The following is a 25,189-nucleotide window of genomic DNA, read 5'->3' on the forward strand; positions in this document are numbered from 1 at the left end:
ATCATCGGTCGGGCTGATGTGGGAGGAATGGAAGTAATGGGAGATATCGTTTTCCCGGCGGAGCGCGCGCTCTTCTACGGCGGTAACTGGCACGCTCCCGTCAAGGGCGGAGTGAAGCACAGCATCAGCCCGGCAACCGGCGAGGACCTCGGCCCGGTTCCGGAAGCGACTTTGGAAGACGCGGAACTGGCGATAGCTGCGGCACAGACGGGTTTTGAAGAATGGCGCAAAGTCCTGCCGCTTGAGCGGGGCAAGATCATGAAGGAGGCGGCGGCCGTCATTCGCCGCCACGGGGCGGAACTGACTTTGCTCGATGCGGTCGATGGCGGCAATCCGATGACACCGATGGTCAAGGATGCGGCGTCGGCTGTCCAAAGATTTGAGTACTTCGCAGGTCTCGTGACCGAGATGAAGGGGAATTCAATTCCGGTTGGGCCGGATGCCGTCAATTTCTCAGTACGGGAACCGCTCGGTATCGTGGCCAGAATTACGGCATTCAATCATCCATTCCAGTTCTGCGCGAGCAAGATCGCCTCCGCCCTGGCAGCCGGCAACGCCGTCATCCTGAAGCCGTCCGAGCAGGCGCCACTATCAGGGCTCCGCCTAGCTGAATTGATCGGCCCGCTTTTCCCTGCCGGCACGCTCAATGTGCTGACAGGCGGTCGCGAGCTCGGCCAGGTTTTGTCATCGCATCCATCGATTGCGGCGGTCTCTCTCGGCGGCAGCGTACCGACTGGCCGAGCCGTGATGCGTTCGGCGGCCGATACTCTCAAAAAGGTGGCGCTGGAGCTTGGAGGCAAGAATGCGCTCATCGCTTTTCCGGACGCCGATCCAGATCGTGTTGCGGCAGCAGCCGTCAGCGGCATGAACTACGCCTGGTGCGGCCAATCCTGCGGCTCGATGAGCCGCCTCTTCCTGCACGATGCCATTCATGACGAAGTTGTTGAGCGAATTGGCAAATATATCAGCCGTTACAAGCCCGGCCTGCCAACCGACCCTGCGACGACCATGGGTTCGCTGGTTAGCCGTGCGCATTACGAAAAGGTTCTTGGCTATATCGAAACCGGCAAGGCGGAGGGAGCGCGCGTAGTCTATGGCGGTAAACGACCCGATGATCCGGAGCTTGCAGAGGGCTGTTTTATCGAGCCGACGGTCTTCGTCGACGTAAAGCAATCGATGCGCATCGCTATGGAAGAGATCTTCGGTCCCGTTCAGTCGGTTATCCGGTGGTCTGACGAACAAGCTATGTTGAAAGACGTAAATTGCGTCGAATACGGGCTGACATCGTCGATCTACACCAATGATCTTGAAAAGGCGCATCGGACGGCGGCGGCCGTTCAGGCCGGCTATATCTGGGTAAACAGCACCAGCCGGCACGTGCTCGGGGCGCCCTTCGGCGGTTACAAGCAGTCTGGTCTAGGCCGCGAGGAGTGTCTCGAGGAACTCCTTGCCGCGACACAGGAGAAGAATATCAACATTCACTTCTCCGGGGCGCGGGCGCAAATGGCTTCATGAGGAGTTGCGCCCAGTGATGAGCGGCGGAGTCGCTGACGTGTCCATCATCATCTGAAACGGGAGTGTGCCGCGCGGTTGGATTGGATTTGCGTGGCCGGGGAGGCTTGTCGTTTTAAGGAATTGGCTGATTGGGCAGCCACGTTGGTGAAGTTTGCGCCAACAATGCAGAGCGAAAGGGAGGAGTTCAATGAGCATTTTTTCGAGAGGCATCGCAGTTGGTGCTGCTCTTCTCGCATGTGGATGGGCAACGATTGCCACGGCGCAATCAGGGCCAGAATACTTCAACGGTAAAACGGTGAATTACATCATCGCGACTGACCCCGGCGGTGGTTACGACACCTATGGTCGACTGATCTGCGAATTCATGCAGAAACACCTGCCGGGCTCGACCTTTGTCGTGCGCAACATGCCGGGGGCCGGCAATCTGCTTGGCGCAAATTACATCGCCGCGTCGAACCCGGACGGATTGACGATCGGTAGCTTCAACACGGGGCTCGTCTACAGCCAGCTTTCCGGGAACGAAGGCGTCAGGTTCGATCTTACGAAGATGTCGTGGATCGGCAAGGCAGCCTCGGACCCGCGTGTGGTTGTCGTAGCGGCTGATGCCAATATCAAGGATTTCAAAGAACTGCAGAATCTTGACAAGAAGCTGAAGTTCTCCACCTCGGGAACAGGCAGTGCGTCGGAGGTCAACACAACGATCCTGGTTAGCGCATTGAAGCTGCCGATTGATGTTATCAGCGGCTACAGCGGCAATGATGACCAGCTCGCCATTATGCGAGGCGAAGTACAGGGTGTGATCAGTTCGCGGTCAAGCTTCGAACCCTTTGTCAAGGAAGGCCATGGCAAGTTCCTGGCGCAGATTGGTGGCTCGGATACCGATGTTCCTCAGTTGGCAACGTTGGTCGACAACGGCGAAGCGCAAAAGGCCATTGCACTCGTTGAATCGCAGAGCGACATCTCGCGCCTTACCGTCGGTCCGGAGGGAATTCCTGACGACATTGTGAAGACGCTACGGGACGCTTATTCCGCAGCAACATCCGATCCGGACTTCATCGCCAAAGCCAACAAACTCGGCCTGCCGCTCGACCCGGCCGTTGGTGATGAGGTCGCCAATCTGGTCAAGAAGGCACTCGCTCAATCGCCGGAAATGGTCGAATTTTTGAAACACGCCCTAAAGAAAGACTGAACGGCAACGCCTCTGTTGGGCGGCGGTCCTCCGCCGCTCGTTTCTTGCCAAAGGAGCGAAAGGCATGACGATGCAGGAGAAGGTCGACCCAAAGGCCAACGCCTTGAAGGAGAGCGAAGGTTCGGCACCATTCGGATGGCAGTCCGATGTGATCGCCGATTTGATCAAGCAATACGGCTTTCCCTTCATCACGCTCAATCCAGGCGCCAGTTATCGCGGCCTGCACGACTCGCTTGTCAATCACAATGGCAATGAGCCGGAAATGCTGGTCTGCCAGCATGAGAAAATCGCCGTTGAGATCGCGCATGGCTATGCCAAGGCAACAGGTAAGCCGCTTGCTGTGATTGTCCACAACGTTGTTGGTCTGCTTCATGCGACGCTCGGTGTCTATACCGCCTATACTGACCGTGCGCCGGTTTTTTTGATCGGCGCGACCGGCCCGATGGACGAAGGAAAGCGCCGTCCGCGTGTCGATTGGGCGCATACGGCCAATGTCCAGGCCACCCAGGTGCGCGATTACGTCAAATGGGATTACCAGCCAGGTGGCATCGACGGTGTCGTCGACAGTTTTGCCCGCGCCTATTCGATCATGATGACGGAGCCGCGCGGTCCGATCTATATGGTCTATGATGCCGCGCTGCAGGAAGCGCCCCTTGCCGCACCGGTTACCTTGCCGTCACCAGCTTCGGCAACGGTATCGAGCCGCATAGCGCCCGATCCGAAAGCGCTGGAAGAAGCCGCCGACCGCCTCGTTTCAGCCGAGTGGCCGGTGTTGCTGCCGCAATATGTAGGCTGCGATCCGAATGGCTTTTCCAATACCGTCGCGCTTGCCGAGGCGCTCGGTGCGCCCGTCGTCGACACGCAATGGCGTTTGAACTTCCCGACCGAGCATCCACTCGACATGCGTATGAACAAGGAGGTCTTCAAGGAGGCCGATCTTATCACCTTGCTCGATTGCCGGGACTGGGAACGACCGACCCATGTCAACGACCGGATCAACCGTACGCTGCAACCACTATTCCCGAAGGGGTGCGAGTGGCTCGATATCGGCTTTGCCGATATCGAAATTTCCAAATGGGCAGCCGATTATCAGCGTTATCCTGATTGTTCGCAGCGGCTGCTTGCCGATCCGGCTCTGGCAATGCCGGCGCTCACCTCACTGATTTCACAACGTTCCAGGGACGATGGAAGGCTTGCAAGGCGTATCGAGAAGCGGTCGCGAGCGGTGGCCAGGATGCATGATAGCCAGCGCGCGAAATGGCGCGAGGAAGCGCTTGAGAACTGGAATGCCAGGCCGATTACACTGCCGCGCCTTGCCAGTGAGGTGTGGGAGAAGATCAGGCATGAGGACTGGGTCCTGACAACGAACCCGTTCGAAGACTGGGCGCCCAAACTCTGGGATTTCGACAAGCATTATCGCTGGGCAGGCAGAGGTCTCGGGCCCGGAACACAAATCGGAATTTCTCTCGGCATCGCTCTCGCACATCGCGGCACTGGGCGCCTCGTCGTCAATTGCCAGACGGACGGCGATCTGCTCTTCGATGTCGGTGCACTTTGGTTCGCCGCCAAGCACAAAGTGCCGTTCCTCTGCGTCATGCACAACAACCGCGCCTATTACAACGATTGGGAACACCAGGTGACCGTCGCCGAACAGCGCGGGACGCCAGTCAGCCGCGCTCATATCGGCATGGACTTGTTTGATCCCGCCCCTGATTTCGCAACGCTGGCCCGAGGGTGCGGCTGGTATGCAGAAGGCCCAATCGAGGATCCGGCAGACATCGGCCCGGCGCTGGAACGTGCCATTGCCAAAGTGAAAAGCGGCGTTCCCGCGCTGATCGACACGATTACGCAATTCACCGGTTGAGCACGCGCTCATTTGACGCTTGTCAAGAAAGGCGCATACGTGAAAAATACGCATGCGCCGTAGTCTTGAAAAAAGGGGCGAACTGATCCCTCAAGTGCGGACGAAACAATGTCGTCACACTTTGGGGAGGAACACGGCATAAATTTTCGGCAATTGACCTACTTCCGCAAGGTTGTCGAGCTTGGCAACATGACGGCTGCGGCCGACATGTTGAACGTCGCACAACCTGCGCTCGGCTCACAGATCAAGCAGCTTGAAGGTGAGCTCGGCATCGAATTGCTTGTGCGGCATTCGCGCGGCATTACTCCAACGCCGGCGGGCAGACTTCTCTATACGCATGCGCAGCATATTCTCGACGATGTCGCAACGGCAGCCAACGAAGTCCGCGCGCTCAAGGCCGCCAAGCGGATTGAATTGCGGCTCGGCGTCGGTCGAACAATGTCAACGCTACTCGGCCAAGATCTCTTGGCCGATGCGCATCAAACAATGCCGGATGTCACGATCCGCGTTGTTGAAGAGCGACCACCAGCTCTATTGCATGCTTTGGAAGCGGGAGAAGTCGATGTCGCATTCCTCAACAATGTAGGTGAGTGGTCTGGCTTGAAACGAACGGCCGTTCTGGAAGAGGATCTTCTGTTCGTTACCGCTTCGAGCCAAGCCGCACAGGAGGAAAGCATCGAATTTACAGAGGCTCTGCAATACGACCTTGCAATTGGTGGCGAACGCGGTGTTCTGCGCCATATTGTCGAAAGCGAAGCCAGAAGATTGTCGCTCGATGTTCGCATCGCCCGTGAAGTTCATTCGGACGATTCAGTCGCATTTGGTAACGCGGCGATGATCATGCCTTATGGGCTGATCGCTAAGGAAGTGCGCGAAGGAACGCTCGTCGCCCGCCGCATAATAAAGCCTGCCCTCACCCGTACGCTCTATATGGTTCGTCCGCATTGCGAAGTACCGGTTTTGGATGATCCGCGTGTGGTTCATCATCTCCAGAAGCTGATGAATGTCTATCTGAGCTTGGTCAAACCATGGGCACGATTGCTCCAATAGTGCACCCGCATAGTTGATGGCGATGTGAATCGCGCCGCCGGGGGGTCGGTGCTCGCCAACAAACGCAGCCGTCGGATTTTGCCTTATGGCCGCTATAGTTCTTCCGGCCGCCTTCCACCCATCGCGCGGGTCAACGCGTCGGCCGTTTCTCTGACCATCGGTCCAAGGGTGGCGAGCTTTTCGTCGGTTACCCGGACCGAGGGGCCGGAGATCGATATGCCGGCGATCGTCTCGCCATATTCGTTGAAGATCGGTGCCGCGACGCAGCGCATGCCAAGCGTATGTTCCTCATCGTCAATCGACCAGCCGCGCAGCCGTATTTCCTGAATGTCCCGCAACAGGCCGGGCAGCGTATCGCGTGTCTTTTCCGTAAAATGCGTGAGCGTTCGGCCTGACATCAACTGGCCGATATCCTTGTCGGACCACGTCGACAGGATTGCCTTGCCGATGCCCGAAGCGTGGACCGGACCACGCCGTCCCGGCCGGAAGAAAGCCCGCATCGGTGCATGGCTTTCGACCTGGGAGATGAAAACGACATCGCCGCCTTCCTCGATACCGATATTGGCTGTCTCGCCGCTGGCCTCCATCAACTGCTTCAGGAACGGGCGGCTGATCGTCCCGAGCTTGCGGAAGCGCAGAAAGGCATTGCCGATTTCGAAGGCCTTGAGGCCGATGGTCCAGACACCCGTATCGCTGTCGCTCATGACCATGCCGTGGGAGGCAAGCGAGGTAAGCAGCCGGTGCACGGTCGAGGGCGCCATGCCGGTGCGCTCCGAAAGCGAGGTCAGCGTCGAGTCGTCGTTTTCGGCAACGATCGCCAGGAGCGCCAGGCTGCGATCCAGCACTTGCACGGAGGAAGGCGCGGCATTCTCTCCGGCCTTGCGACCGCGCTTTCCCTTGCCTGTCGCCTCCATGAACCATTCTCCAAATCAGTTGCTTTCGGTCCATCTTCCTCTACCGCGATTGCTTTCGATTTTCTCCTTTTTGTTGAAAATGTTTATTTCCATATCATGGAAGTAATTTCCATTTTTATGTTGATGAAATCGGCAAATGGATTATCGTCCTATCTCACACAGGAGGAGTTCCCATGGCCAAGATGCGTGCTGTCGACGCGGCGGTTTATGTTCTGGAGAAAGAAGGGATCGATTGCGCCTTCGGTGTTCCGGGTGCCGCCATCAACCCGTTCTATTCGGCCTTGAAGGCCCGCGGGTCGATCCGTCACATTCTCGCCCGTCACGTGGAAGGCGCCTCGCATATGGCGGAAGGCTATACGCGCGCCAGACACGGCAACATCGGCGTCTGCATCGGAACCTCGGGGCCGGCGGGCACGGACATGATCACCGGCCTCTATTCGGCCTCTGCCGACTCGATCCCGATCCTCTGCATCACCGGTCAGGCGCCGCGCGCCCGCCTCGACAAGGAGGATTTCCAAGCCGTCGACATCGCTTCGATCGCCGGGCCCGTCACGAAATGGGCGGTTACGGTCATGGAACCGGCCCTGGTTCCATTCGTGTTCCAGAAGGCGTTCCACCTGATGCGCTCCGGCCGACCGGGTCCGGTTCTCATCGACCTGCCGGTCGACGTTCAACTCGCCGAGATCGAGTTCGACCCGGAAACCTATTCGCCGCTGGAGCCCTATAAGCCATCGGCCACCCGCGCGCAGGCCGAGAAGGCGATCGCGATGCTGAACGAGGCGGAGCGGCCGCTGATCGTCGCGGGTGGCGGCATCATCAATGCCGACGCCTCGGATCTTCTCGTCGAGTTCGCCGAGATCACCGGCATTCCGGTCATTCCGACATTGATGGGCTGGGGAACCATTCCGGACGACCACCCGCTGATGGCCGGCATGTGCGGACTGCAGACCTCGCACCGCTACGGCAACGCGACGTTGCTCGCCTCCGATTTCGTGCTCGGCGTCGGCAATCGCTGGGCCAACCGCCACACCGGCAACATTCCGACCTATACGGAAGGACGCAAGTTCATCCATGTCGATATCGAACCGACCCAGATCGGCCGCGTCTTTGCCCCGGATTTCGGCATCGTTTCGGATGCGGGTGCCGCGCTCAAGCTTTTCCTCGACGTTGCGACGGAATGGAAGACCGCCGGCAAATTGCGCGATTGGTCGGATTGGGCGGAAGAGTGCCGCGAGCGCAAGCGCACGATGCTGCGAAAGACCCACTTTGACCAGACGCCGCTGAAACCTCAGAGGGTCTACGAGGAAATGAACAGGGCCTTCGGCCGCGACACCTGCTACGTCTCGACGATCGGTTTGAGCCAGATCGCCGGCGCGCAGTTCCTGCATGTCTACAAGCCGCGCAACTGGATCAATTGCGGCCAGGCCGGCCCGCTCGGCTGGACGCTGCCCGCGGCGCTCGGCGTCAGGGCCGCCGATCCCGACCGGCCGATCGTCGCTCTTTCCGGCGACTATGATTTCCAGTTCCTGATCGAGGAGCTGGCCGTCGGGGCGCAACACAAGCTGCCCTATCTTCATGTGGTCGTGAACAATTCCTATCTCGGCCTCATCCGCCAGGCGCAGCGCGGCTTCAACATGGATTTCGAGGTGAGCCTCGCCTTCGACAACATCAATGCCGACGGCGATGCGGAGAAAGGCTACGGCGTCGACCATGTCGCGGTCGCCGAAGGCCTCGGCTGCAAGGCGATCCGGGTCCGCAGCCCCAATGAATTCGCCGAAGCTTTCGATCGGGCGCGCGCGCTGATGGACGAGCACCGGGTCCCTGTTGTCATCGAGTTCATCCTCGAGCGCGTGACGAACATCGCCATGGGCGCCGACATCAACGCTGTCGTCGAGTTCGAGGAACTCGCCGCGCGCGGTGAGGATGTGCCGACGGCGATCGTCGCCCTTCTCGACTGAAAATCATCAGGGCGGGACAAGGAGAAGTGTGTGCGGGTTTTCGCCCGCGTCCCGCTCCAACTTCCAGGAGGAGTAATCGCATGCCGAGATTCGCTGCGAACCTGACCATGCTGTTCAACGAGGCGCCGTTCCTCGACCGCTTTTCGCTTGCCGCCAAGGCGGGCTTCGAAGGGGTTGAATATCTCTTCCCCTATGAATTCGAGAAAATGGCGCTGCGCGCCGCGCTCGACCGCAACGGCCTGACCCAGGTTCTGCACAACCTGCCTGCCGGCGACTGGGCCTGCGGCGAGCGCGGCATCGCTATCCTTCCGGATCGCATCGACGAATTCCGCAAGGGTGTTGCAAGTGCTATCGACTACGCGACCGCGCTCGATTGCAAACAGGTCAATTGCCTCGTGGGGATCGCGCCGGACGGCGTTTCCGATACGATCCTGCGCACGACGCTTGTCGCGAACCTGCGACTGGCGGCAACCGAGCTCGGCAAGCACGGCATCCGCCTCTTGATCGAACCGATCAACCGCTTCGACATTCCGGGCTTCTATCTCAATACGGTCGAGCAGGCGGCCTCGATCATCGACGAGGTCGGCAGCGATAATCTCTTCGTCCAGTACGACCTTTACCACCAGCAGCGCACGCAAGGGGAGCTGATCGGCACCTACAGGCGCTTCGCCGACCGGATCGCTCACGTCCAGCTTGCCGACAATCCAGGCCGCAACGAACCGGGCACGGGCGAGATCAACTACCCCCATGTCTTCGATGCGCTGGAAGCGGCGGGTTACGACGGCTGGATCGGTTGCGAATACAAGCCGTTGACAACGACGGCCGAGGGGCTGGGCTGGCTTGGCGCCGAGCGCAAGCAATCCGCAGACATCATCAAAATCAGGAGCTAAGCACGATGGCATCTATCGGTTTCATTGGACTGGGTATCATGGGCACGCCGATGGCGCGCCACCTGCAGGATGCCGGGTATACGATCGTCACGTCGAAATTCGTCATCCCGCCGCGCAAGGAACTCGTCGACAACGGCCTTGAAATCGTCGAGACGCCGAAGGCGCTCGCAGAGACGGTCGACACGATCATCCTGATGCTGCCGGACACGCCGGAAGTGAAGGATGTTCTCTTCGGTGAGAACGGCGTTTTTTACGGCCTTGGCAAGGGCAAGCTCGTCGTCGACATGAGCTCGATCTCGCCGATCGAAACGAAGGAATTCGCAAGGAAGGTCCGTGAAACAGGCGCCGAATATATCGACGCGCCGGTTTCCGGCGGCGAGGTCGGCGCGAAGAACGCTTCGCTCAGCATCATGGCCGGCGGCACGCAGGAATCCTTCGACCGCGCCCTGCCGCTCTTCAAGCTGATGGGCAAGAACATCACGCTTGTCGGCGATTGCGGCGACGGCCAAGTCACCAAGGTTGCCAACCAGATCATCGTAGCACTGACGATCGAGGCGGTCTCCGAGGCGCTGGTTTTCGCGTCCAAGGCCGGTGCCGATCCGGCGCGGGTGCGTGAGGCGTTGATGGGCGGTTTTGCTTCGTCGCGCATTCTCGAGGTCCATGGCGACCGGATGATCAAGCGCACATTCGATCCGGGCTTCCGCATTTCGCTGCATCAGAAGGATCTCAATCTGGCGCTGCAGGGCGCAAAGAGCCTCGGCATCTCGCTGCCAAACACGGCGGCCACGCAGGAGCTCTTCAACAATTGCGCCGCCAACGGCGACAGCGGGCTCGACCATTCCGGTCTCGTCCGGGCGCTCGAGCGGATGGCCAACCATCAGGTTGCCTAATCCGCAGGGCGGCGGTGAGGAGGCCGCCGCCCGTCACTTCCAGGGAGACATAACGTGGCACCGATCGCCGATCCGCGAACCTTTCTCGAAATGCTGTTCACGTCGGCCGTTGCCGCCGCCGATCCCGCCCGCGTCATCGCCTCCAATCTGCCGGGAAAGCCGAAGGGACGAACCGTTGTCGTCGGGGCAGGGAAGGGTGCGGCGCAAATGGCGCGGGCCTTCGAAAAGCTTTGGGATGGTCCGCTGGGTGGCGCCGTCGTCACCCGTTATGGCTTCGGCGTTCATTGCGAGCGCATCGAGGTGTTGGAGGCTGCTCATCCCGTGCCGGACGAAAGCGGGCTGCACGCCTCGAAACGCCTTCTCGCCGACGTTGAAGGTCTGACGAAGGAAGACCTGGTGGTGGCGCTTGTCTGCGGCGGCGGCTCCGCGCTTTTGCCTTCGCCACCGTCCGGCCTCTCGCTGCAGGATGAAATCGCCGTCAACCGCGCCTTGCTTGCGTCCGGCGCGCCGATCAGCGCGATGAACTGCGTGCGCAAGCATGTGTCGACGATCAAGGGTGGCAGGCTCGCGGCGGCAGCCTATCCCGCGAAAGTCGTTTCGCTTGTGGTCTCGGATATTCCGGGCGACGACCCGGCGCTCGTTGCCTCCGGTCCGACGATCGCCGACGAGGGCACGCGCGACGACGCGTTGAACGTCATCGAGCGCTACGGGCTGTCATTGCCGGAGAAGGTCATGCAGTGGCTGGCGACGGATGCCGCGGACGCGCCCAAACCGTCCGATCCGAAGTTTGCCCGAAACGAAGTGCGCCTGATCGCCTCGGCCACAGTCTCGCTCGAAGCCGCCGCCGCCCGCGCCCGCGAAGCCGGGATCGAGGCAATCATTCTGTCCGACGCGATCGAAGGTGAGGCGCGTGAGGTCGGGCGCGTCCATGCGGCGATCGCGCGTGAGGTGGCTCAGCGCGGCCGGCCGTTCTCCAAACCTGTCGTGGTCCTTTCAGGCGGTGAAACGACCGTAACGATCAAGGGGCAAGGAAGGGGCGGCCGCAACAGCGAATTTCTCCTGTCGCTGGCACTCGCCATCGACGGGGTTCAAGGCGTTTCGGCGCTTGCCGCCGATACCGACGGGATCGACGGCTCGGAAGACAATGCCGGTGCCTTTGCCGACAGTACGACGATTGCCCGGCTTCGCGGACAACGGCTGGACCCGGCGGCTCTGCTTCAACGCAACGATAGCTGGACGGCGTTCGATGCGCTCGGCGATATCTTTAAACCGGGACCGACAGGCACCAATGTCAACGACTTTCGGGCCATCCTCGTGCAGTGACTGACGGGGCGAACCCCGCCGGCCTTTGCGCGTCCGATAGGACGCGCAGGCGCCGGCACGTCGTTGCCGGGGTTTATTCGGCGTTGATCGCGATGCGCTTGGACTTGTTCTGGCTCTGCTCCGTTTTCGGAAGCGTGACGCTCAGTACGCCGTTCTTGAAGGTCGCTTTGACCTGGCCCTCGTCGATGTCGTATCCCAGCGGAATGCGCCGTTCAAAGCGGCCGTAGTAGCGCTCGGAGAACTGATTTTCCTTGTCTTCGCTCTCGGCGCGTTTTTCGCCTCGCAGCGTCAGGACGCCCTCGGCGAGGGACAGATCGACATCCTTCTCTTCGAGCCCGGGCAATTCCGCCGTTACCCTGATCTCCTTGTCGCGGTCGGTGACTTCGACATTGGGCCAACCCGCGCCGAAGGCCGGGTGGTTCGAGAACGAAAGCGGCATGCGCTGATCGAAATTGCGGAAGACATCATCGAACAGTCGATTCATTTCCCGGTGAAGCATCAGGAACGGATCGCGGTCGCCATCGCGATAGGACGTCGGGACGCGCTCCTGGGCGCGGCCCCATGGAATGAGATCACGTACGTTCATTTGTCAGCTCCTTTTTCGTTTGTCGCCGTCAGCCGAAACACCGGGGTCGGCCGGCGTTTCGGCGATCTTCCTCATAGGGCGGTCGTTCGGCGCGCTATGCGGCCTGCTTGCCACCTTCGGCCCGCTCGTGGTCCTCGATCGGGGGCAGGGCCTTGGCCTGCTGAATCTCGATCCGGCGCGGCTTCATCTGCTCGGGCAGCTCACGGACGAGATCGATTGCCAACAGGCCGTTGGCGAGATTGGCACCCGTGACCGTCACATAGTCAGCCAATTGGAATCGGCGATCGAAGTTGCGGCCGGCTATGCCGCGATAGAGGTATTCCGCCTTGTCCTCTCCGGCTTTTTCGCCGCGCACGACAAGCAACTGCGGCTCGTGCATGATGGAGATTTCTTCGGGCGTGAAACCGGCGACCGACATCATGACGCGATAGTGGTTATCGCCGACGCGCATGATGTCGTAGGGCGGCCAATTGTCAGCTGGCGCCAATCGACTTGCTGCGTCGAGCAGGTCGAAAACGTGGTCAAACCCCACGCTGGACCGGGAGAGGGGAGAAAAGTCGAGTGTTGTTCTCATAGCCATATCCTCCTTGAGCAACATGGACGATGAGGAGCGCCGAAGAGAGCGGTGCTCCTCGACTGCGAGCCCCGGAAAAGGCGGCTCGCACCTCCGATTTAGGTACTTCCGCAGCGGTTTCAAGGGGCTGCGCGAGCTGCAGCCGCGTTATCGACGGCCGAATGGAAAGTTAGAGGCAAGCCATTGTAAAACCTTGTGAAATTTCAATGTCGATTCGACTTGATTTTCTGAAATCGGCGCCAATATCTGTGTGGGATCTTTGTAAGCGATCCATTGGTGGCGTGTGAAAGGAGGAAAAAATGCTTCTCAATGAGATTCCCTGGACAATTCCCCTCACAGTACGTCTTTCAAGTGGCATCACGCATACCTTCAACTCCGTATATGAAGCTCTGGACTTCCTCGAAAACGAGTGGCCGCTACGCAAGGGCCAGCGTTACGAGCGGGCGGTGCGCACCTGCCGCGGCGCGCTTAACCGGATGACGCCTGCCGCGGTTGCCCGAGAGGCCTTCGTGGCTGCCTGCCTTGAAGCGGGAATGCCGATTGTGATGACCGGCCATCCAGCGCGTCAGCAAGCGGCTGAACCCAAAACGACCCGGAGTGCATGAGCCTGTGCATGATGAGGGCGGCCTTTGCATGACGCCTTTGCATGACAAGGGCCGACGCACCCGTCCACCGATCGGAACGGATGATCGGTGGACGGGTACGAAGCCTTGCGAAAAGTGCCGCGCTTGATGCCGGTCACTGATCTGGCAGGCATTATTCGACGAAAACACGAACGCTCGCAGCGCGCCCTATCGCATCGATGACCGTCAAGGTGGAATAGCCGCCGCCGTCCGGAAGCCATTGGCTGGTGCGGCGTCGGGTGACATCGGGCAACGGCCGGCCGTTGGCAAGCCAGCGGAAGGGGGCGCGGCCCCCCTGCAGCTTGAGCGTCAATGGCATCATGGCCTCGCCGCTCATCGCGCCAAGTTCCACCCGCGCGCCTTCCGGCGGAAAGACGATCTGCGGCGCCGGCTCGCGTGCCGATGCCGAAAGCAGGCCGCTTGCGGTCATCGAAAAGCGCCTTTGGCTGATCGACAGGTCGGCCTGTGCAAGTCGCACGGCGCCGGCCGGGGCATCCGGCAGCGGCGTGATGGCAATCCCCGATTTGGCGAAGGCTTCGAACAGGATCGGTGCGGCGGCGCCGTAGCCGGTCAATCCCGGCACGGCGCCGTTGTCGGGCCGGCCGACCCAGACGCCAAGCACGTGGCGGCCGTCGAAGCCGACGGACCAGGCATCGCGATAGCCGTAGCTGGTGCCGGTCTTGTAGGCGATGCCGCGCTGGCGGCTGCCGGCGGGCGGCAGCACGTCGGAGAGGATATCGGCGACATGCCAGGCGGCAACGGTCGAGAGCAGCGGTTCCCCATCGATCAGGCCGGCCTTCCCCTCGACGCCGTCGCCGAGGCGCACCGGCCAGCCGCGATTTGCCAGTCCCGCATAAAGCTGAACGAGGTCGCGCAAGGTGATGCCGACACCGCCGAGGCCGATCGCAAGCCCTGGCGCCTCGTTCGGCGGCAGCGCAGGCCGCACATCGGCCCGGCGAAAGCGCACCATCAGCCGGGTGGGGCCAACGGCATCAAGCAGACGGATTGCCGGCACGTTGAGCGAGAGTTGCAGCGCTTGCCGAATGCTGACGTCACCCTGGTAGCTCATATCGAAGTTGCGTGGCCGATAGCCGAAGAAATCCGCCGGCCGGTCCTCGATGATCGTCTCCTGGCTGACCAGCCCCTCTTCGAAGGCCAATCCATAGATGAATGGCTTCAGCGTCGAGCCCGGCGATCGCGTGACCCGCGTCATGTCGATCCAGCCGGCGCGGCTCGCATCAAAATAGGCGGCCGAACCGACCTCGCCGACGATCTCTCCGCTGCGGACATCGGCCATCACCATGGCGACGGAGACCTTGGGCCCGAGCTTTGCCGCCCCCTCGCGGGCGACAGCCTCGAGACCGTCCTGAATGTCGCGACGCAGCGTCGTGTGGTGGCGGAGGACCTTCGGCTTCTGACGGAGCGCGGCCTCCGCCAAATGCGCGGCGTGAGCCGGAAGCTGACGGCGTCGGTTCGGCACAGCCGTCATGTCTGCGCGTTCTATCTCACCTTCGCCGATTACCTTGGCAACCGCCATGCGGGTCAGCACCCTTTTACGCGCGGCTTCCGCGGCGGAGAGGTTGCGGTCCGGACGGCGCTTCTCCGGCAGTTGCGGCAGCGCCACGAGCAGAGCGGCCTCGGCAACGGAGAGGCGGCGCGGTTCCTTGCCGAACCAGGCAAGGCTTGCCGCACGCACGCCTTCGAGATTGCCGCCATAGGGCGCGCGCGTCAGATAGACGTCGAGGATCTGATCCTTGTTGAGGCGGCGCTCGATCTGGATGGCGCGAGCGAGCTGCAGGAGTTTCGCCGTCACCGTGCGCTCCCGACGCGGCTCGATCAGCCTTGCAACCTGCATGGAAAGTGTCGACGCGCCGGAAACGATGCGGCCGTTGGTGACGAACTGCAGCGCCGCGCGGCCGAGCGCCAGGGGATCGACGCCGTGATGATCGCGAAAGCGCTGATCCTCATAGGCAATCATCATCTCCAGGAAGCGCGGGTCAACATCTGCCACGGTTGTCTTCAGGCGCCATAAGCCATGCTTCGTGGCGAAGGCGCGCAGCAATTGTCCATCCTTGTCGAGAACCTCGGCCGAGACATCCATCGCTCCTTCGATCGGCGGGGGAAATGCCTTGTCGGCCCACGCGAGTCCCAAGAGTGCTCCCGCGAGCATGAACAGCCCGACTGGCACACCGACGAGACGTTTTCTCCGGATGGACATCGCGCGTCCTACTGTGCTGCCAGCACCTCCATGCGCCCGGTTGCCGTTCGCGCCGAGAATTGCGGCCGGTACATGTCCTCCACGCTTGCCGCCGGATGATCATAGGTGCCGGGGGTTACCGCACGTACGACATAGGCGAGCGTGATTTCCCGGTTGTCGCCGGTGGATCGATCGAAGGCCGCAATGAAGCGATCGCTGCGGAACTCGGTGTGGGCAGCCTCCACCTCGCCGATCCATTCGAAGTTCGAAAGCTGGGCGCTGTCGACAAGGTTCGGATTGTCGATCTCGAAGCCGGCCGGCAAGAGATCGTTGATCAGGACGCGGGATGGCCAGTCATTGCTTTCGGTGACCTTGAGCACGACGACATAGCGCTCGTTCTGCCGCGCTTCGCTGACATTGGCCTCGGCGCCGTCGAGCGTGTAGTAGGTGCGCTCGATCGTGAAGCCTTCGCCGCCCGCGGACAACGGCTGAGCCGGGGCGGCCACCGTGGTGACCACGGCGGAGACCGCGTCGGTGCCGTTGTTGCGGATCACGACCGGCTGCTGCATGAGGGCGTCACCGCTCATGCGTGCGGCATAGCTGCCGGATCGCTCAGCGCCGTTGACGTCGAGCCTTATGTCCTCGTCGCCGCCCTGGATGGCGCGCGCGGCGAGCAGCATCCAGGTCTGCTCCTGCGTGCTCGTATATTTCGCCTCCTGCCATTCTCTCGCGACAACCTTCGAGAGTTCCGGAATGATCGCGGGCACGGGCCGGCTTTCCGCGGCGAGTGCCAGCACCGCCGCGTCGTCGCGCAGCGACGACCCGTAGTCGGCCCGGGCGAGGCTGACCTTGACCAGGCCGGAGCCCGTCGACATGTTCAGCGACGCCGCGAAGATGTCTTGCGAGCGCGCCGCATCGCCGTAGAGCGCCAGCGCTGCGGCGATATGCGCCTTGGCAAGCGGCGTCGGGAAATCGTCGAGCATCGTGTCGGCGTAATAGCGAAGGTCGCTGATCGCCGCCTTGCGATTGCGGGCGAGCACGTAGAGCGCATAGGCGATCTCGTTGCCGCGGTCCTTGACGTTGGTCTCATAGCTCAGCGCGTTCTGCAGATTTTCGAGTGCCTGCACCATCGCCTGTTCGGGCACGTCATATTTCTGCTCGCGGGCACGTGTCAGGAAATCGCTCACATAGGCGTCGAGCCAGAGATCGCCTGAACCGGGGCTCCAGAGGCCGAAGCTGCCGGAGGAAGATTGGTAGGCGAGCACGCTGTAGATCGCATCCTGCACGCGCTTGTTCACCGCTTCGTCGTCGGCAAGGCCGGACTGTTTTGCAAGTTCGCTGAGATAGAGCAGCGGCAGCGCGCGGCTCGTCGTCTGTTCGGCGCAGCCATAGGGATAGCGGTCGAGCGTCATCAGCAGCGCCGGGATGTCGAAGGCGGCCGAGCGTGTGACGTTCAGGCTGACCGAAGCGCCTTGCAATAGGCTGTCGGCGAGCAGCTGGTCGTCCACGGTAAGGCTGCTGCCCGCAGCGATGTTGACGACCTGCCGCTGGATGACCGGCAACGCGGCCGGACGGATCGGAATGTTCAGCGCCTGCTCGATCGACAGGCCGGAGGCGTTCGAAAGTTCGACAGTGACGACCCCGTTGCCGGGATATTGGCCGCTCAGCGGCAGCGTCACCGCGGACTTGCCGCCGGCATCGAGCCGCACGGTATCGGCCGCGCCTGTCTGCTCCACGGTCACCGGACCGTTGGTCGTCACCCGCAAGCGATAGTCGCCGGCTGGCGCATCCGTGTTGGCAATGTCGAGCCTCAGTTGCGCCCGATCTCCCGGAGCCAGGAACTTCGGCAGGCTTGCGGTCACCACGACCGGGTCACGGATCACGACGTCCTTGATCGCATGGCCAACACCGGATTTTGTCCACGTGACGGCCATGATACGTGCCGTTCCGTTGAACTGCGGGATATCGAAGCTGACCTTCGCCTCACCGTCCGCATCGAGCTTCACTGGCCCGGAAAAGAAGGCAACCAGCTTTTCCGTCGGCGGGCTGCCCTGCAGCGGCATTTGCCCGCCGTCGCCGCCAGTACGCAACCGACCGGTGGCACCGAGCGAGCCGTCGATCAAGCGTCCGTAGAGGTCGCGGATTTCGACGCCGAGCTGCCTTTGGCCGAAGTACCACCCATCGGGATCGGGTGCCTCGTAGCGCGTGAGGTTCAGAATGCCGACATCGACGGCGGCGATTGTGACGTAAGCGTCCTCGTTCGCGCCTGCCCCTCGCACCTTGAGATTGATATCAAGAGGCCGGCGCGGTTGCGTCGTCTCGGGCGCGTCGAGCGTGACTGCGAGCTTGCGGTCCGCCGGATCGACGGCGAGCCACTTGATGCCGATCGCTCGCATCGGCATGCGGCTCTCCCGGGCATCACCGGGACGATAAAGCGTCGCAGTGACATAGGCGCCGGCACCCCAGTCGGCGGTGACCGGCAATTCCACCTCGCCACCGGTTTCGGCAATGGTCGCGGTTTTCGTCGCGATCAGATCTTCGGTTCCGACGGTTACCAGAAGCTCACCCGCGAAGCGTGGCGAGACCTTCAGTTTCGCGGTCTCGCCGATCGCGTATTTTTCCTTGTCGAGAGCAATTTCCAGCCCGTCCGGTGTTTCAGTCGAGGTTGCCGCGACATACCAGCCGGCATCGAATTCGACGCTGGAGGCAGGTCCGTCGACCGCAGCCGTCTCGATCTCGAGGCGGTAGCGACCCCAGCCGACCGGCACGGCGATTGCTGCACCGCCTGCGGTCACGTCGACGGTGCCATTCGCCACCTGTTTCGTGGAGATGACCGGCTCGTATTTCCAGGCGCTCCCGTCCCGATACCATTGGTAATTGCGTTCGACGCTGATCAGCTTCCAGAGCAAGCCGGACATCGGTATTTTCGTGCCGTCCTCTCCGACCGCAATCACGTGGAAGCGCCCGACCGAGTTTTCGGCAAGATCTCCGGAAAACTCCGGCTTGATACCGACCATCGGTCCTTCGGGCTTGACCGGCAGCGTCAGCGAGCGCTCCACGGCGCGGCCGCCGGCCTCGCGCATGCGCACCGTGACATTGGCGTTCAGCAACTGCGTCGTCGAGGGAACCTCGGTCAGATCGACGTCGAAAACAGCTTTGCCGTTCTCGTCCAGCGGCTCCAGCGCCTCGAGCGGCATTCGCGTGTCTTCGCTCGCCTCCTCGTCTGCAAGGCCGAAGAAGTAGCCCTTGAAGGCGGCGTTCTCGCGCGTGGGCTTGACCGAGACTTCACCCTCGAGCGTCAGCCCGGCGGCGGGTGCGCCGTAGAGAAAGCGGCCATCGACCGCGACCTGCACAGGCGTGCCGACCGTGATTTCGTTCGCCTCGCTCGTCAGATCGAACTCGGTGCGGTCCGGTACGAAGTCGTCCACGAGGAATTGCTTCTCGCCGATCGCGGACCCTTTCGGATCGGCGAAGATCTGCATCGTCCAGGTGCCGCGCATGGCGTTTTCCGGGATCGGCAGGTCGAGCGTGTGGCCGCCGAGCTTGCCGCCGTTGCTCACCATACGCCGATCCTCGACGCCATCCGGGCGCAGGAAGACGAAGGTGAGCGGCAGGTTCTCGATCGCCGCGCCGTTGACATCGCGGGCAAGGGCTGCCGCATGCACCGTCTCGCCGACGCGGTAGATACCGCGTTCGGTCCAGGCGAAAAGGTCGATCGCGCCGGGCGCGGCGCGGCCTGTGACGCCGCGATCGGAAAGATCGAAGCCAGCGCGCGTCATGTCGAGGAAGACGTAATCCGCATCCGCCTCCTTCGCCGTGATGACTGCGGGTGTCATGCTCGCCGCGCCGCGCATCAGGCCGGCGGCGAAGGTCGCTCTCCCCTCCGCATCACTCGTCGCGGTGCCGAGAACTTCGTTGTTCTTCGCGATCAGTTGCAGTTCGACGCCGTCGAGCGGCTTGGCACTTGCGAGCGAGCGGGCGAAGACGGTAAGCCCGTCCGTGCCGGCATAGGTCGAAATGCCGATGTCGGAGACCACGAACCATTGCGTGGCGCGCGCGTCCCAATCCTGGCTGAGCCCGGTTCCGGAGACCGCCGTCAGCACGTAGACGCCTGGCTTGCGTTGCGGCAGCGCCTCGTCCACCGGGAAGCTGGTCACCACTTCCTTGTTGAGTTCGGTGTCGATGTCGATGCTGCCCTGCCAGACGAGTTCGCCGCTCTCGTCCTTGATGCGCTCTTCGCTATAGCCGTCGATCTGCGTCAGGAACTGCGAGCTGGTGAGCAGCGAGGAGATGCCGCGATCACCGATGCGATAGAGCTTGAGGTTGGCGCTCTCGGTATTGACCGAGACGATCGGAATGCCGCGGCGTGCGGTCGACGGCAGCACGAAGCTGTCGCCGGTGAAGCGCACCATCGGCGAACGGTCCTTCACATAGATGTCGAGGCTGACGGGCGTTTCGATGACTTCATCGACGGTGGAGGGCAGGCCCTGCCTCAGCGCCAGCTTATAGCGTTGCCCATGCGATAACCCCTCGACGCAGATCTCGCTTCCCTTTGCCTCGACCGCTTTCGGAGCTGTGCCGTCGAGGGTGACGAAGGAGGCGTAATCCGGTCCGTTCTTGACGAGCTGCTCGGAGAATTGAACGCAGGCGCGCGGGCTTGCGCTGTCGGCATCGATCGTGTGGCCGGTGACGCGGAAGCCCTGCCGCGCCTTGAGGTCGAGATAAGCGGTTTCGACCGTCTTCGCCTCGACAAGTTCGAGGCTCGCCTTATAGGCGTTGAGGGCGGCGCGATAGTTTTCCGTGTTTTCGAGTGCCTTGGCGAGAACGGCAAGCGCGTCTGCCCGGCTCTGGGCATTGCGGGTCAGCTGGTAGCCGTTAAGGGCGGCAAGCGCTGCCTGGCCGGCGATTTCGGTATTGCCTGTGATGCGGTTGGCGGCGCGCGCCGTCTCCAGCCACAATTCGCCGTCATCCGGCGTTATCGCCAGCGCGCCACGAAAGCCCTTCAGCGCGTTCTCTATGTTGCCAGCCGTCAACTCGCTGCGGGCGGCTTCGATCAGGCCGTTGACGCCAAATCCCTGCTGGTCCTCTGTCAGCGCGAGATTCGCTTTCACGTCGCGGGCGTCCTGTATGAGCTGGTCCGAGAGGAAGGAGAGACGCGGCGGCGCGCCGATATCGGGCTCGTCGCTGCCTGTCTCGACGACCTTGCCGGCGATAGCTCCCTTGAAGGTGTTCAACTGATTGAAGTCGGATTTCAGGAAACACCACTTCACCTTTGGATTGTAGGTGAAGGCGCGGCAGGCCCGGTCGGCGATACAGGCGCTCTGGCACTGCTGAAGCGAGACGTTCTGTTCGGTGCGAAGATCAAAGCCGAAATAGTCGCCGTCTTGCGTGATCTCGACTGTGCGGTCCGTTTCAGCCGCCGCGGCGGGCGAGCCGAGGGAAACGAGCGTGAGAAGAAGCGTGAAAAGGCCGACAAACGCGCGCATAGACATCAAGTCCTCCCAATGCTGCCCGTCTCGATTGAGCGTCACTCTGTCAACCTTCCCGGGGGCTTGTCAATCGCGATGCGACCAAGAGAGCTGCAAACGCCGCTTGTACGGAACTACAACCGGAACGATTGAAGGGAGGGGGCACTCAGGGCGAAGCGGGTCCTGGCGCGAGGGCCTGCGTCGACCCCGTATAGGGTTTTGCGAGCGGAGCGGCATAGGAGCCGCGCTTGCTCGTCGTAAGTCCCTGCGAGACGAGCGCCTCCGCCTGCTTGACTGCAGCCGAGACCCCATCGACAACCGGAACCCCGTATTCACGCTGCAGCGCCTGCGCCAGATCGGCCATGCCGGCGCAGCCGAGGACGATCGCTTCGGCTCCGTCCTCCGTGAGCGCCAGTTCGATCTGGCGCCTAAGCTTGACGAGGGCTCCGGACGCTTTGTCCTCGAGGTCGAGCACCGGAATATCGGCGGCGCGAACCTTTGCGCGGCTGCCCATGCCGTAGCGCTCGATAAGATTTTCGATGAGAATACGCGAGCGCTCCAGCGTGGTGACGACGGTGAAGCGCTGGGCAAGAAGTGCTGCCGTCATCACGGCGGATTCGCAAAGTCCCAGCACCGGAATGTCGGCGAGGGTGCGCGCGGCCTCAAGGCCGGTATCATCGAAACATGCGATGACGGCGGCGTCGGCACCGGCGGCTTGCCCCGCACGGATCTCCATCAGCAGGCCGGGCACAGCGATGGCGCCATCATAGTGCCCCTCGATCGAGGCAGGGCCGTTCCTGGAGGTTGCCGCGATGATTTCCGTCCCGTGCCCGGCGACGGCGCGCGCTGCATCTGCAGCCTTTTCCGTCATCGAGACGGTGGTGTTCGGATTGGCGATCAGGATGCGCATGGATGTCAGCTTATCTTTGCCTGCCGGCGCCTGAGCACGAGGATGATGGCGAGCGCGACGAGGATGATGGTGAAGGAGAAGAGTGTCGTGACCGTGCCGAGGGCGTAAAGCACCGGCGTCGTCACGTTGGTTGTCATGCCGTAGATTTCGAGCGGCAGCGTATTGTAGGTGCCGGACGTCATCAGCGTGCGGGCGAACTCGTCATAGGAGAGGGTGAAGCCGAAGAGACCGACGCCGATCAGGCTCGGCGCGATCATCGGCAGCACGACATGGCGGAAGGTCTGCCACGGTGTTGCGCCGAGGTCGCGGGCAGCCTCCTCATAGGCCGGCGAGAAGCGGTTGAAGACCGCGAACATGATGAGCACGCCGAAGGGCAGCGTCCAGGTTAGATGCGCGCCGAAGCCGGAAGAGTACCAGGCGGGCTTCAGCCCGAACTGCTGGAAGACGACGCCGATGCCCAGCGAAATGATGATCGAGGGCACGACGAGGCTCGCGACCGTCACGTAGAAGAGCGTCGTCGAACCGCGGAAGCGGTGGCGGAAGGCGAGGCCGGCGAGGAGCGCCACGACGACGTTGACGACCATAACCATGAGCCCGAGCGTGAAGGATCGGCGGAATGAGGCGCCGAAATCGCCGACAGCCTGCTTTTCGAAGAGGTTGTAGAACCAGTGCGTCGAAAGCCCGTTCAACGGAAAGGTGAGGCCGCCGTCAGGCCCCTGGAAGGAGAGGATCAGGACCGCTGACAGCGGTCCGTAAAGGAACAGCACGAACAGCGCGAAGAAGGCAGCCAGCACGTAGAATTCCAAAGTCCGTCTTTCGTGGGTCATGTCAGAGCTCCTTCCGGATATCGACGACCCGCAGGATCGCGGCGACCATCAAAAGCACGACGATCAGCAGCACGACCGCGTTGGCGGCTGCCGCCGGGTACTGAAGCAAGGACATCTGGTTCTTCATCATCAGCGCAACCGAGGCGCTTTGCCCGCCCGACATCACCTGAACTGTCGAAAAATCAGCCATGACCAGCGTCACGACAAAAATTGATCCGATCGCCATACCGGGCTTGGCCAAGGGCAGAATGACGTTCCAGAGGATCTGCCAGCCAGTCGCGCCGCAATCGCGCGCGGCCTCGATCAGGGAGCGGTCGATGCGCATTAGCGTGTTGAAGATCGGCGTCACCATGAACAGCGTGTTGAGATGCACCATGGCGAGCACGACGGCGAAATCGGAATAGAGCAGCCATTCGATCGGCTCAGGGATGATGCCGAGTTCGATCAATGTCGAGTTGACGAGGCCGTTGCGTCCGAGAACCGGAATCCAGGAGATCATGCGGATGATGTTAGAGGTGAGGAACGGCACGGTGCAGACGAGGAAAAGCACCATCTGCATCGTCATCGTGCGGATGTGGAAGGCCAGGAAATAGGCGACCCAAAAGCCGATAAAGAGCGTAAGAGCCCACGTCATCGCCGTGAATTTCAGCGTGTTGAGATAGGTCTTCCACGTCACCCACGAACCGATCGTGTCGGTATAGTTCATCGACAGGAAATCGGGATAGAGCCCGGCGAAGTCGTAGTCCCAGAAACTGACGACGAAGATGGTCAGGATCGGCAGGATGAAGAAGAAGCCGAGGATCAGGAGGAGGGGCGTGGCTTGCAGGTAGGCGATTAGCCACTGCGGCACGGCAAAGCCGCGGGATGTCTTGCCCGCTTTGGCCCCTCCTGAAGTCGCGATCGCCGTCATTGTCTGTCCTCTTGTTTGCCATTGCCCTCATCCGCCTGCCGGCACCTTCTCGCCCCGCGTGCGGGGAAGACTTGAGGCGACCTCCGCCGTCGCTAAGTAAGGCGCGGGAGCGGCGATCTCGTCCCCTCTCCCCGCGTGCGGGGAGAGGGCTAGGGTGAGGGGCAACTTGCTTGCGGATAAACGCGAGCCGCCCTACGCCGCGATGAACTCGTTCCAGCGGCGGACCATGTAACGATCCTCGTCCATCACGGAGTTCCAGCAGGCGACCTTGCCCATGCGCTCCTCGAACGAGCCGCCGTCACGGACGGCGCCGGCCTTCTCCATGATCTTGCCTTCCGGAGAGAGGATGTCGCCTTTTGCCGGCTTGCCTTCCACCCAGAAGCCCCATTCGTCCTCTGACATGTGAGCCTTCGCCGTTTCCATCGCGGCGGAGTAATAGCCCTGGCGATTGAGATAGGCGCCGACCCAGCCGGAGAGATACCAGTTGATATATTCGTAAGCGGCGTCAAGTTGGGCGCCCTGCAGGTGCGCGGCGAGACCGAGACCGCCGCCCCAGGCGCGATAGCCCTCTTTCAGCGGCTGGTATTTGCAGGCAATCCCCTTGGAGCGGACGGCGGCGACCGCTGGCGACCACATCGACTGGATGACGACCTCGCCGGAGGCCATCAGGTTGACGCTCTCGTCGAAGGATTTCCAGAACGCGCGGAACTGGCCGTCCTGCTTGGCCTTGATGAGAAAATCGATCGTCTGATCGATTTCGTCCGTCGTCATGTTGCCCTTGTCGGCATATTTGATGTTGCCCATGGCCTCCATGATCATGGCGGCATCCATGATGCCGATCGAAGGGATGTTGAGGATTGCCGCCTTGCCTTTGAAGGCAGGATCCATGATGTCGGCCCAGGTGGTGATCTCGCGACCGACGAGGTCCGGGCGGATGCCGAGCGTGTCGGCGTTGTAGATCGTCGGGATCAGCGTCATCCACTGCGTAGGCTCCTTGGCGAAGGTCTTGGAATCCTGCGCTTCGACGAAGCCGACGGTGTGCGGCGCGGTACCCTGGGCAACCACGCTGTCCGGCTTCAGCTTGCCATCGATGAAGAGCGGCACGATCTTGTCGTAATGTTTGATTTTCGAGACATCCATCGGCTGCATGACGCCGCTCGGGAAGACCTTCTTGGCGATCCAGTATTCGATATCGGCGATGTCATAGGAGTCCGGCTGGGTGACGGCGCGCTGGGCGGCAGCATCGGAATCGGTCGCCGTCATCTCCAGCGTGATGCCAAGGTCCTGTTTGCACTTTTCGGCGATCGCATTGATGTTCGAAACGCCGGTGCCGAACTGGCGGAGCGTGATCGGGTTCTGCGCCCAGATGGTGGGAAAGCCGGTGATGACCCCGGATCCGGCGATGGCGCCGACAGCGGCGGCACCGGTCTTGAGCAGCGAACGCCGGGAGATCCCTTTTTGCGGCTTCGGTGAATTGGCCTCGATTGTCATGCGTAGTTCC

Annotated in this window: 18 protein-coding genes; 9 read left to right on the forward strand and 9 right to left on the reverse strand. The window is 61.7% G+C overall.

All coding sequences use genetic code 11. The annotated features are described in order from the left end of the window. Window positions 1-36: 36 nt before the first annotated feature. The 4 genes from QN224_RS11575 (at window position 37) to QN224_RS11590 (ending at window position 5,618) form a co-directional block, all read left to right on the forward strand. Entirely contained in the window at window positions 37-1,515 is a 1,479-nt protein-coding gene (locus QN224_RS11575) for an aldehyde dehydrogenase family protein (protein WP_283976759.1), read from the forward strand. 187 nt (window positions 1,516-1,702) lie between these two features. Then, window positions 1,703-2,704 carry a tripartite tricarboxylate transporter substrate binding protein gene (locus QN224_RS11580; RefSeq protein ID WP_283976760.1) on the forward strand — a complete coding sequence of 334 codons (1,002 nt, stop codon included), beginning with the start codon at window positions 1,703-1,705 and terminating at the stop codon, window positions 2,702-2,704. A gap of 64 nt (window positions 2,705-2,768) precedes the next feature. After that, complete coding sequence (locus tag QN224_RS11585; RefSeq protein WP_283976761.1) at window positions 2,769-4,568, forward strand: thiamine pyrophosphate-binding protein; 1,800 nt, start codon at window positions 2,769-2,771, stop codon at window positions 4,566-4,568. Window positions 4,569-4,676: 108 nt separating this feature from the next. Next, a complete protein-coding gene (locus QN224_RS11590; RefSeq protein ID WP_283976762.1) occupies window positions 4,677-5,618 on the forward strand; it encodes a LysR family transcriptional regulator in 942 nt (313 codons plus the stop codon). A gap of 92 nt (window positions 5,619-5,710) precedes the next feature. On the opposite strand, the gene QN224_RS11595 is transcribed toward QN224_RS11590, so the two are convergent. Continuing rightward, the gene (locus QN224_RS11595) at window positions 5,711-6,532 is read right to left on the reverse strand and encodes an IclR family transcriptional regulator (protein WP_173512313.1); all 822 of its coding nucleotides are present in this window, start codon (window positions 6,530-6,532) and stop codon (window positions 5,711-5,713) included. A 173-nt stretch (window positions 6,533-6,705) separates the two neighbouring features. Here QN224_RS11595 and gcl point away from each other — a divergent pair, with 173 nt between their 5' ends. The 4 genes from gcl (at window position 6,706) to QN224_RS11615 (ending at window position 11,593) form a co-directional block, all read left to right on the forward strand. Continuing rightward, complete coding sequence (gene gcl / locus QN224_RS11600; protein WP_283976763.1) at window positions 6,706-8,490, forward strand: glyoxylate carboligase; 1,785 nt, start codon at window positions 6,706-6,708, stop codon at window positions 8,488-8,490. 80 nt (window positions 8,491-8,570) lie between these two features. Then, the gene (gene hyi / locus QN224_RS11605) at window positions 8,571-9,380 is read left to right on the forward strand and encodes a hydroxypyruvate isomerase (RefSeq protein WP_173512315.1); all 810 of its coding nucleotides are present in this window, start codon (window positions 8,571-8,573) and stop codon (window positions 9,378-9,380) included. Window positions 9,381-9,385: 5 nt separating this feature from the next. Further along, window positions 9,386-10,270 carry a 2-hydroxy-3-oxopropionate reductase gene (locus QN224_RS11610; protein ID WP_173512316.1) on the forward strand — a complete coding sequence of 295 codons (885 nt, stop codon included), beginning with the start codon at window positions 9,386-9,388 and terminating at the stop codon, window positions 10,268-10,270. 54 nt (window positions 10,271-10,324) lie between these two features. Beyond that, window positions 10,325-11,593 carry a glycerate kinase gene (locus QN224_RS11615; RefSeq protein WP_283976764.1) on the forward strand — a complete coding sequence of 423 codons (1,269 nt, stop codon included), beginning with the start codon at window positions 10,325-10,327 and terminating at the stop codon, window positions 11,591-11,593. A gap of 73 nt (window positions 11,594-11,666) precedes the next feature. Here the strand turns inward: QN224_RS11615 and QN224_RS11620 are convergent, their stop codons facing one another. Together QN224_RS11620 and QN224_RS11625 are read right to left on the reverse strand one after the other, a co-directional pair. Further along, complete coding sequence (locus tag QN224_RS11620; RefSeq protein WP_173512318.1) at window positions 11,667-12,179, reverse strand: Hsp20/alpha crystallin family protein; 513 nt, start codon at window positions 12,177-12,179, stop codon at window positions 11,667-11,669. A gap of 94 nt (window positions 12,180-12,273) precedes the next feature. Beyond that, on the reverse strand, window positions 12,274-12,753 hold the full coding sequence (locus tag QN224_RS11625; RefSeq protein ID WP_173512319.1) for an Hsp20 family protein: 480 nt from the start codon (window positions 12,751-12,753) through the stop codon (window positions 12,274-12,276). Between the two features lie 299 nt (window positions 12,754-13,052). On the opposite strand from QN224_RS11625, the gene QN224_RS11630 reads away from it, so the two are divergent. Beyond that, window positions 13,053-13,358 carry a DUF982 domain-containing protein gene (locus tag QN224_RS11630; protein WP_269285756.1) on the forward strand — a complete coding sequence of 102 codons (306 nt, stop codon included), beginning with the start codon at window positions 13,053-13,055 and terminating at the stop codon, window positions 13,356-13,358. Between the two features lie 151 nt (window positions 13,359-13,509). Here QN224_RS11630 and pbpC read toward each other — a convergent pair whose 3' ends face one another. From pbpC to QN224_RS11660, 6 genes are all read right to left on the reverse strand, one after another. Continuing rightward, complete coding sequence (pbpC, locus tag QN224_RS11635; RefSeq protein WP_173512321.1) at window positions 13,510-15,594, reverse strand: penicillin-binding protein 1C; 2,085 nt, start codon at window positions 15,592-15,594, stop codon at window positions 13,510-13,512. Between the two features lie 8 nt (window positions 15,595-15,602). Then, the gene (locus QN224_RS11640) at window positions 15,603-21,059 is read right to left on the reverse strand and encodes an alpha-2-macroglobulin family protein (RefSeq protein ID WP_283976935.1); all 5,457 of its coding nucleotides are present in this window, start codon (window positions 21,057-21,059) and stop codon (window positions 15,603-15,605) included. Window positions 21,060-21,207: 148 nt separating this feature from the next. Beyond that, window positions 21,208-21,951: an aspartate/glutamate racemase family protein gene (locus QN224_RS11645; protein ID WP_283976765.1), complete on the reverse strand. Its 744-nt coding sequence runs from the start codon at window positions 21,949-21,951 to the stop codon at window positions 21,208-21,210. A 5-nt stretch (window positions 21,952-21,956) separates the two neighbouring features. Beyond that, a complete protein-coding gene (locus QN224_RS11650) occupies window positions 21,957-22,778 on the reverse strand; it encodes an ABC transporter permease (RefSeq protein WP_283976766.1) in 822 nt (273 codons plus the stop codon). A gap of 1 nt (window position 22,779) precedes the next feature. Further along, window positions 22,780-23,688: an ABC transporter permease gene (locus QN224_RS11655; protein ID WP_283976767.1), complete on the reverse strand. Its 909-nt coding sequence runs from the start codon at window positions 23,686-23,688 to the stop codon at window positions 22,780-22,782. Window positions 23,689-23,880: 192 nt separating this feature from the next. Further along, a complete protein-coding gene (locus QN224_RS11660; RefSeq protein WP_283976768.1) occupies window positions 23,881-25,179 on the reverse strand; it encodes a PotD/PotF family extracellular solute-binding protein in 1,299 nt (432 codons plus the stop codon). Window positions 25,180-25,189 lie beyond the last annotated feature (10 nt).

Origin of the sequence: Sinorhizobium sp. 7-81 (assembly GCF_030124405.1) — a bacterium.
GTDB lineage: Bacteria > Pseudomonadota > Alphaproteobacteria > Rhizobiales > Rhizobiaceae > Sinorhizobium > Sinorhizobium psoraleae.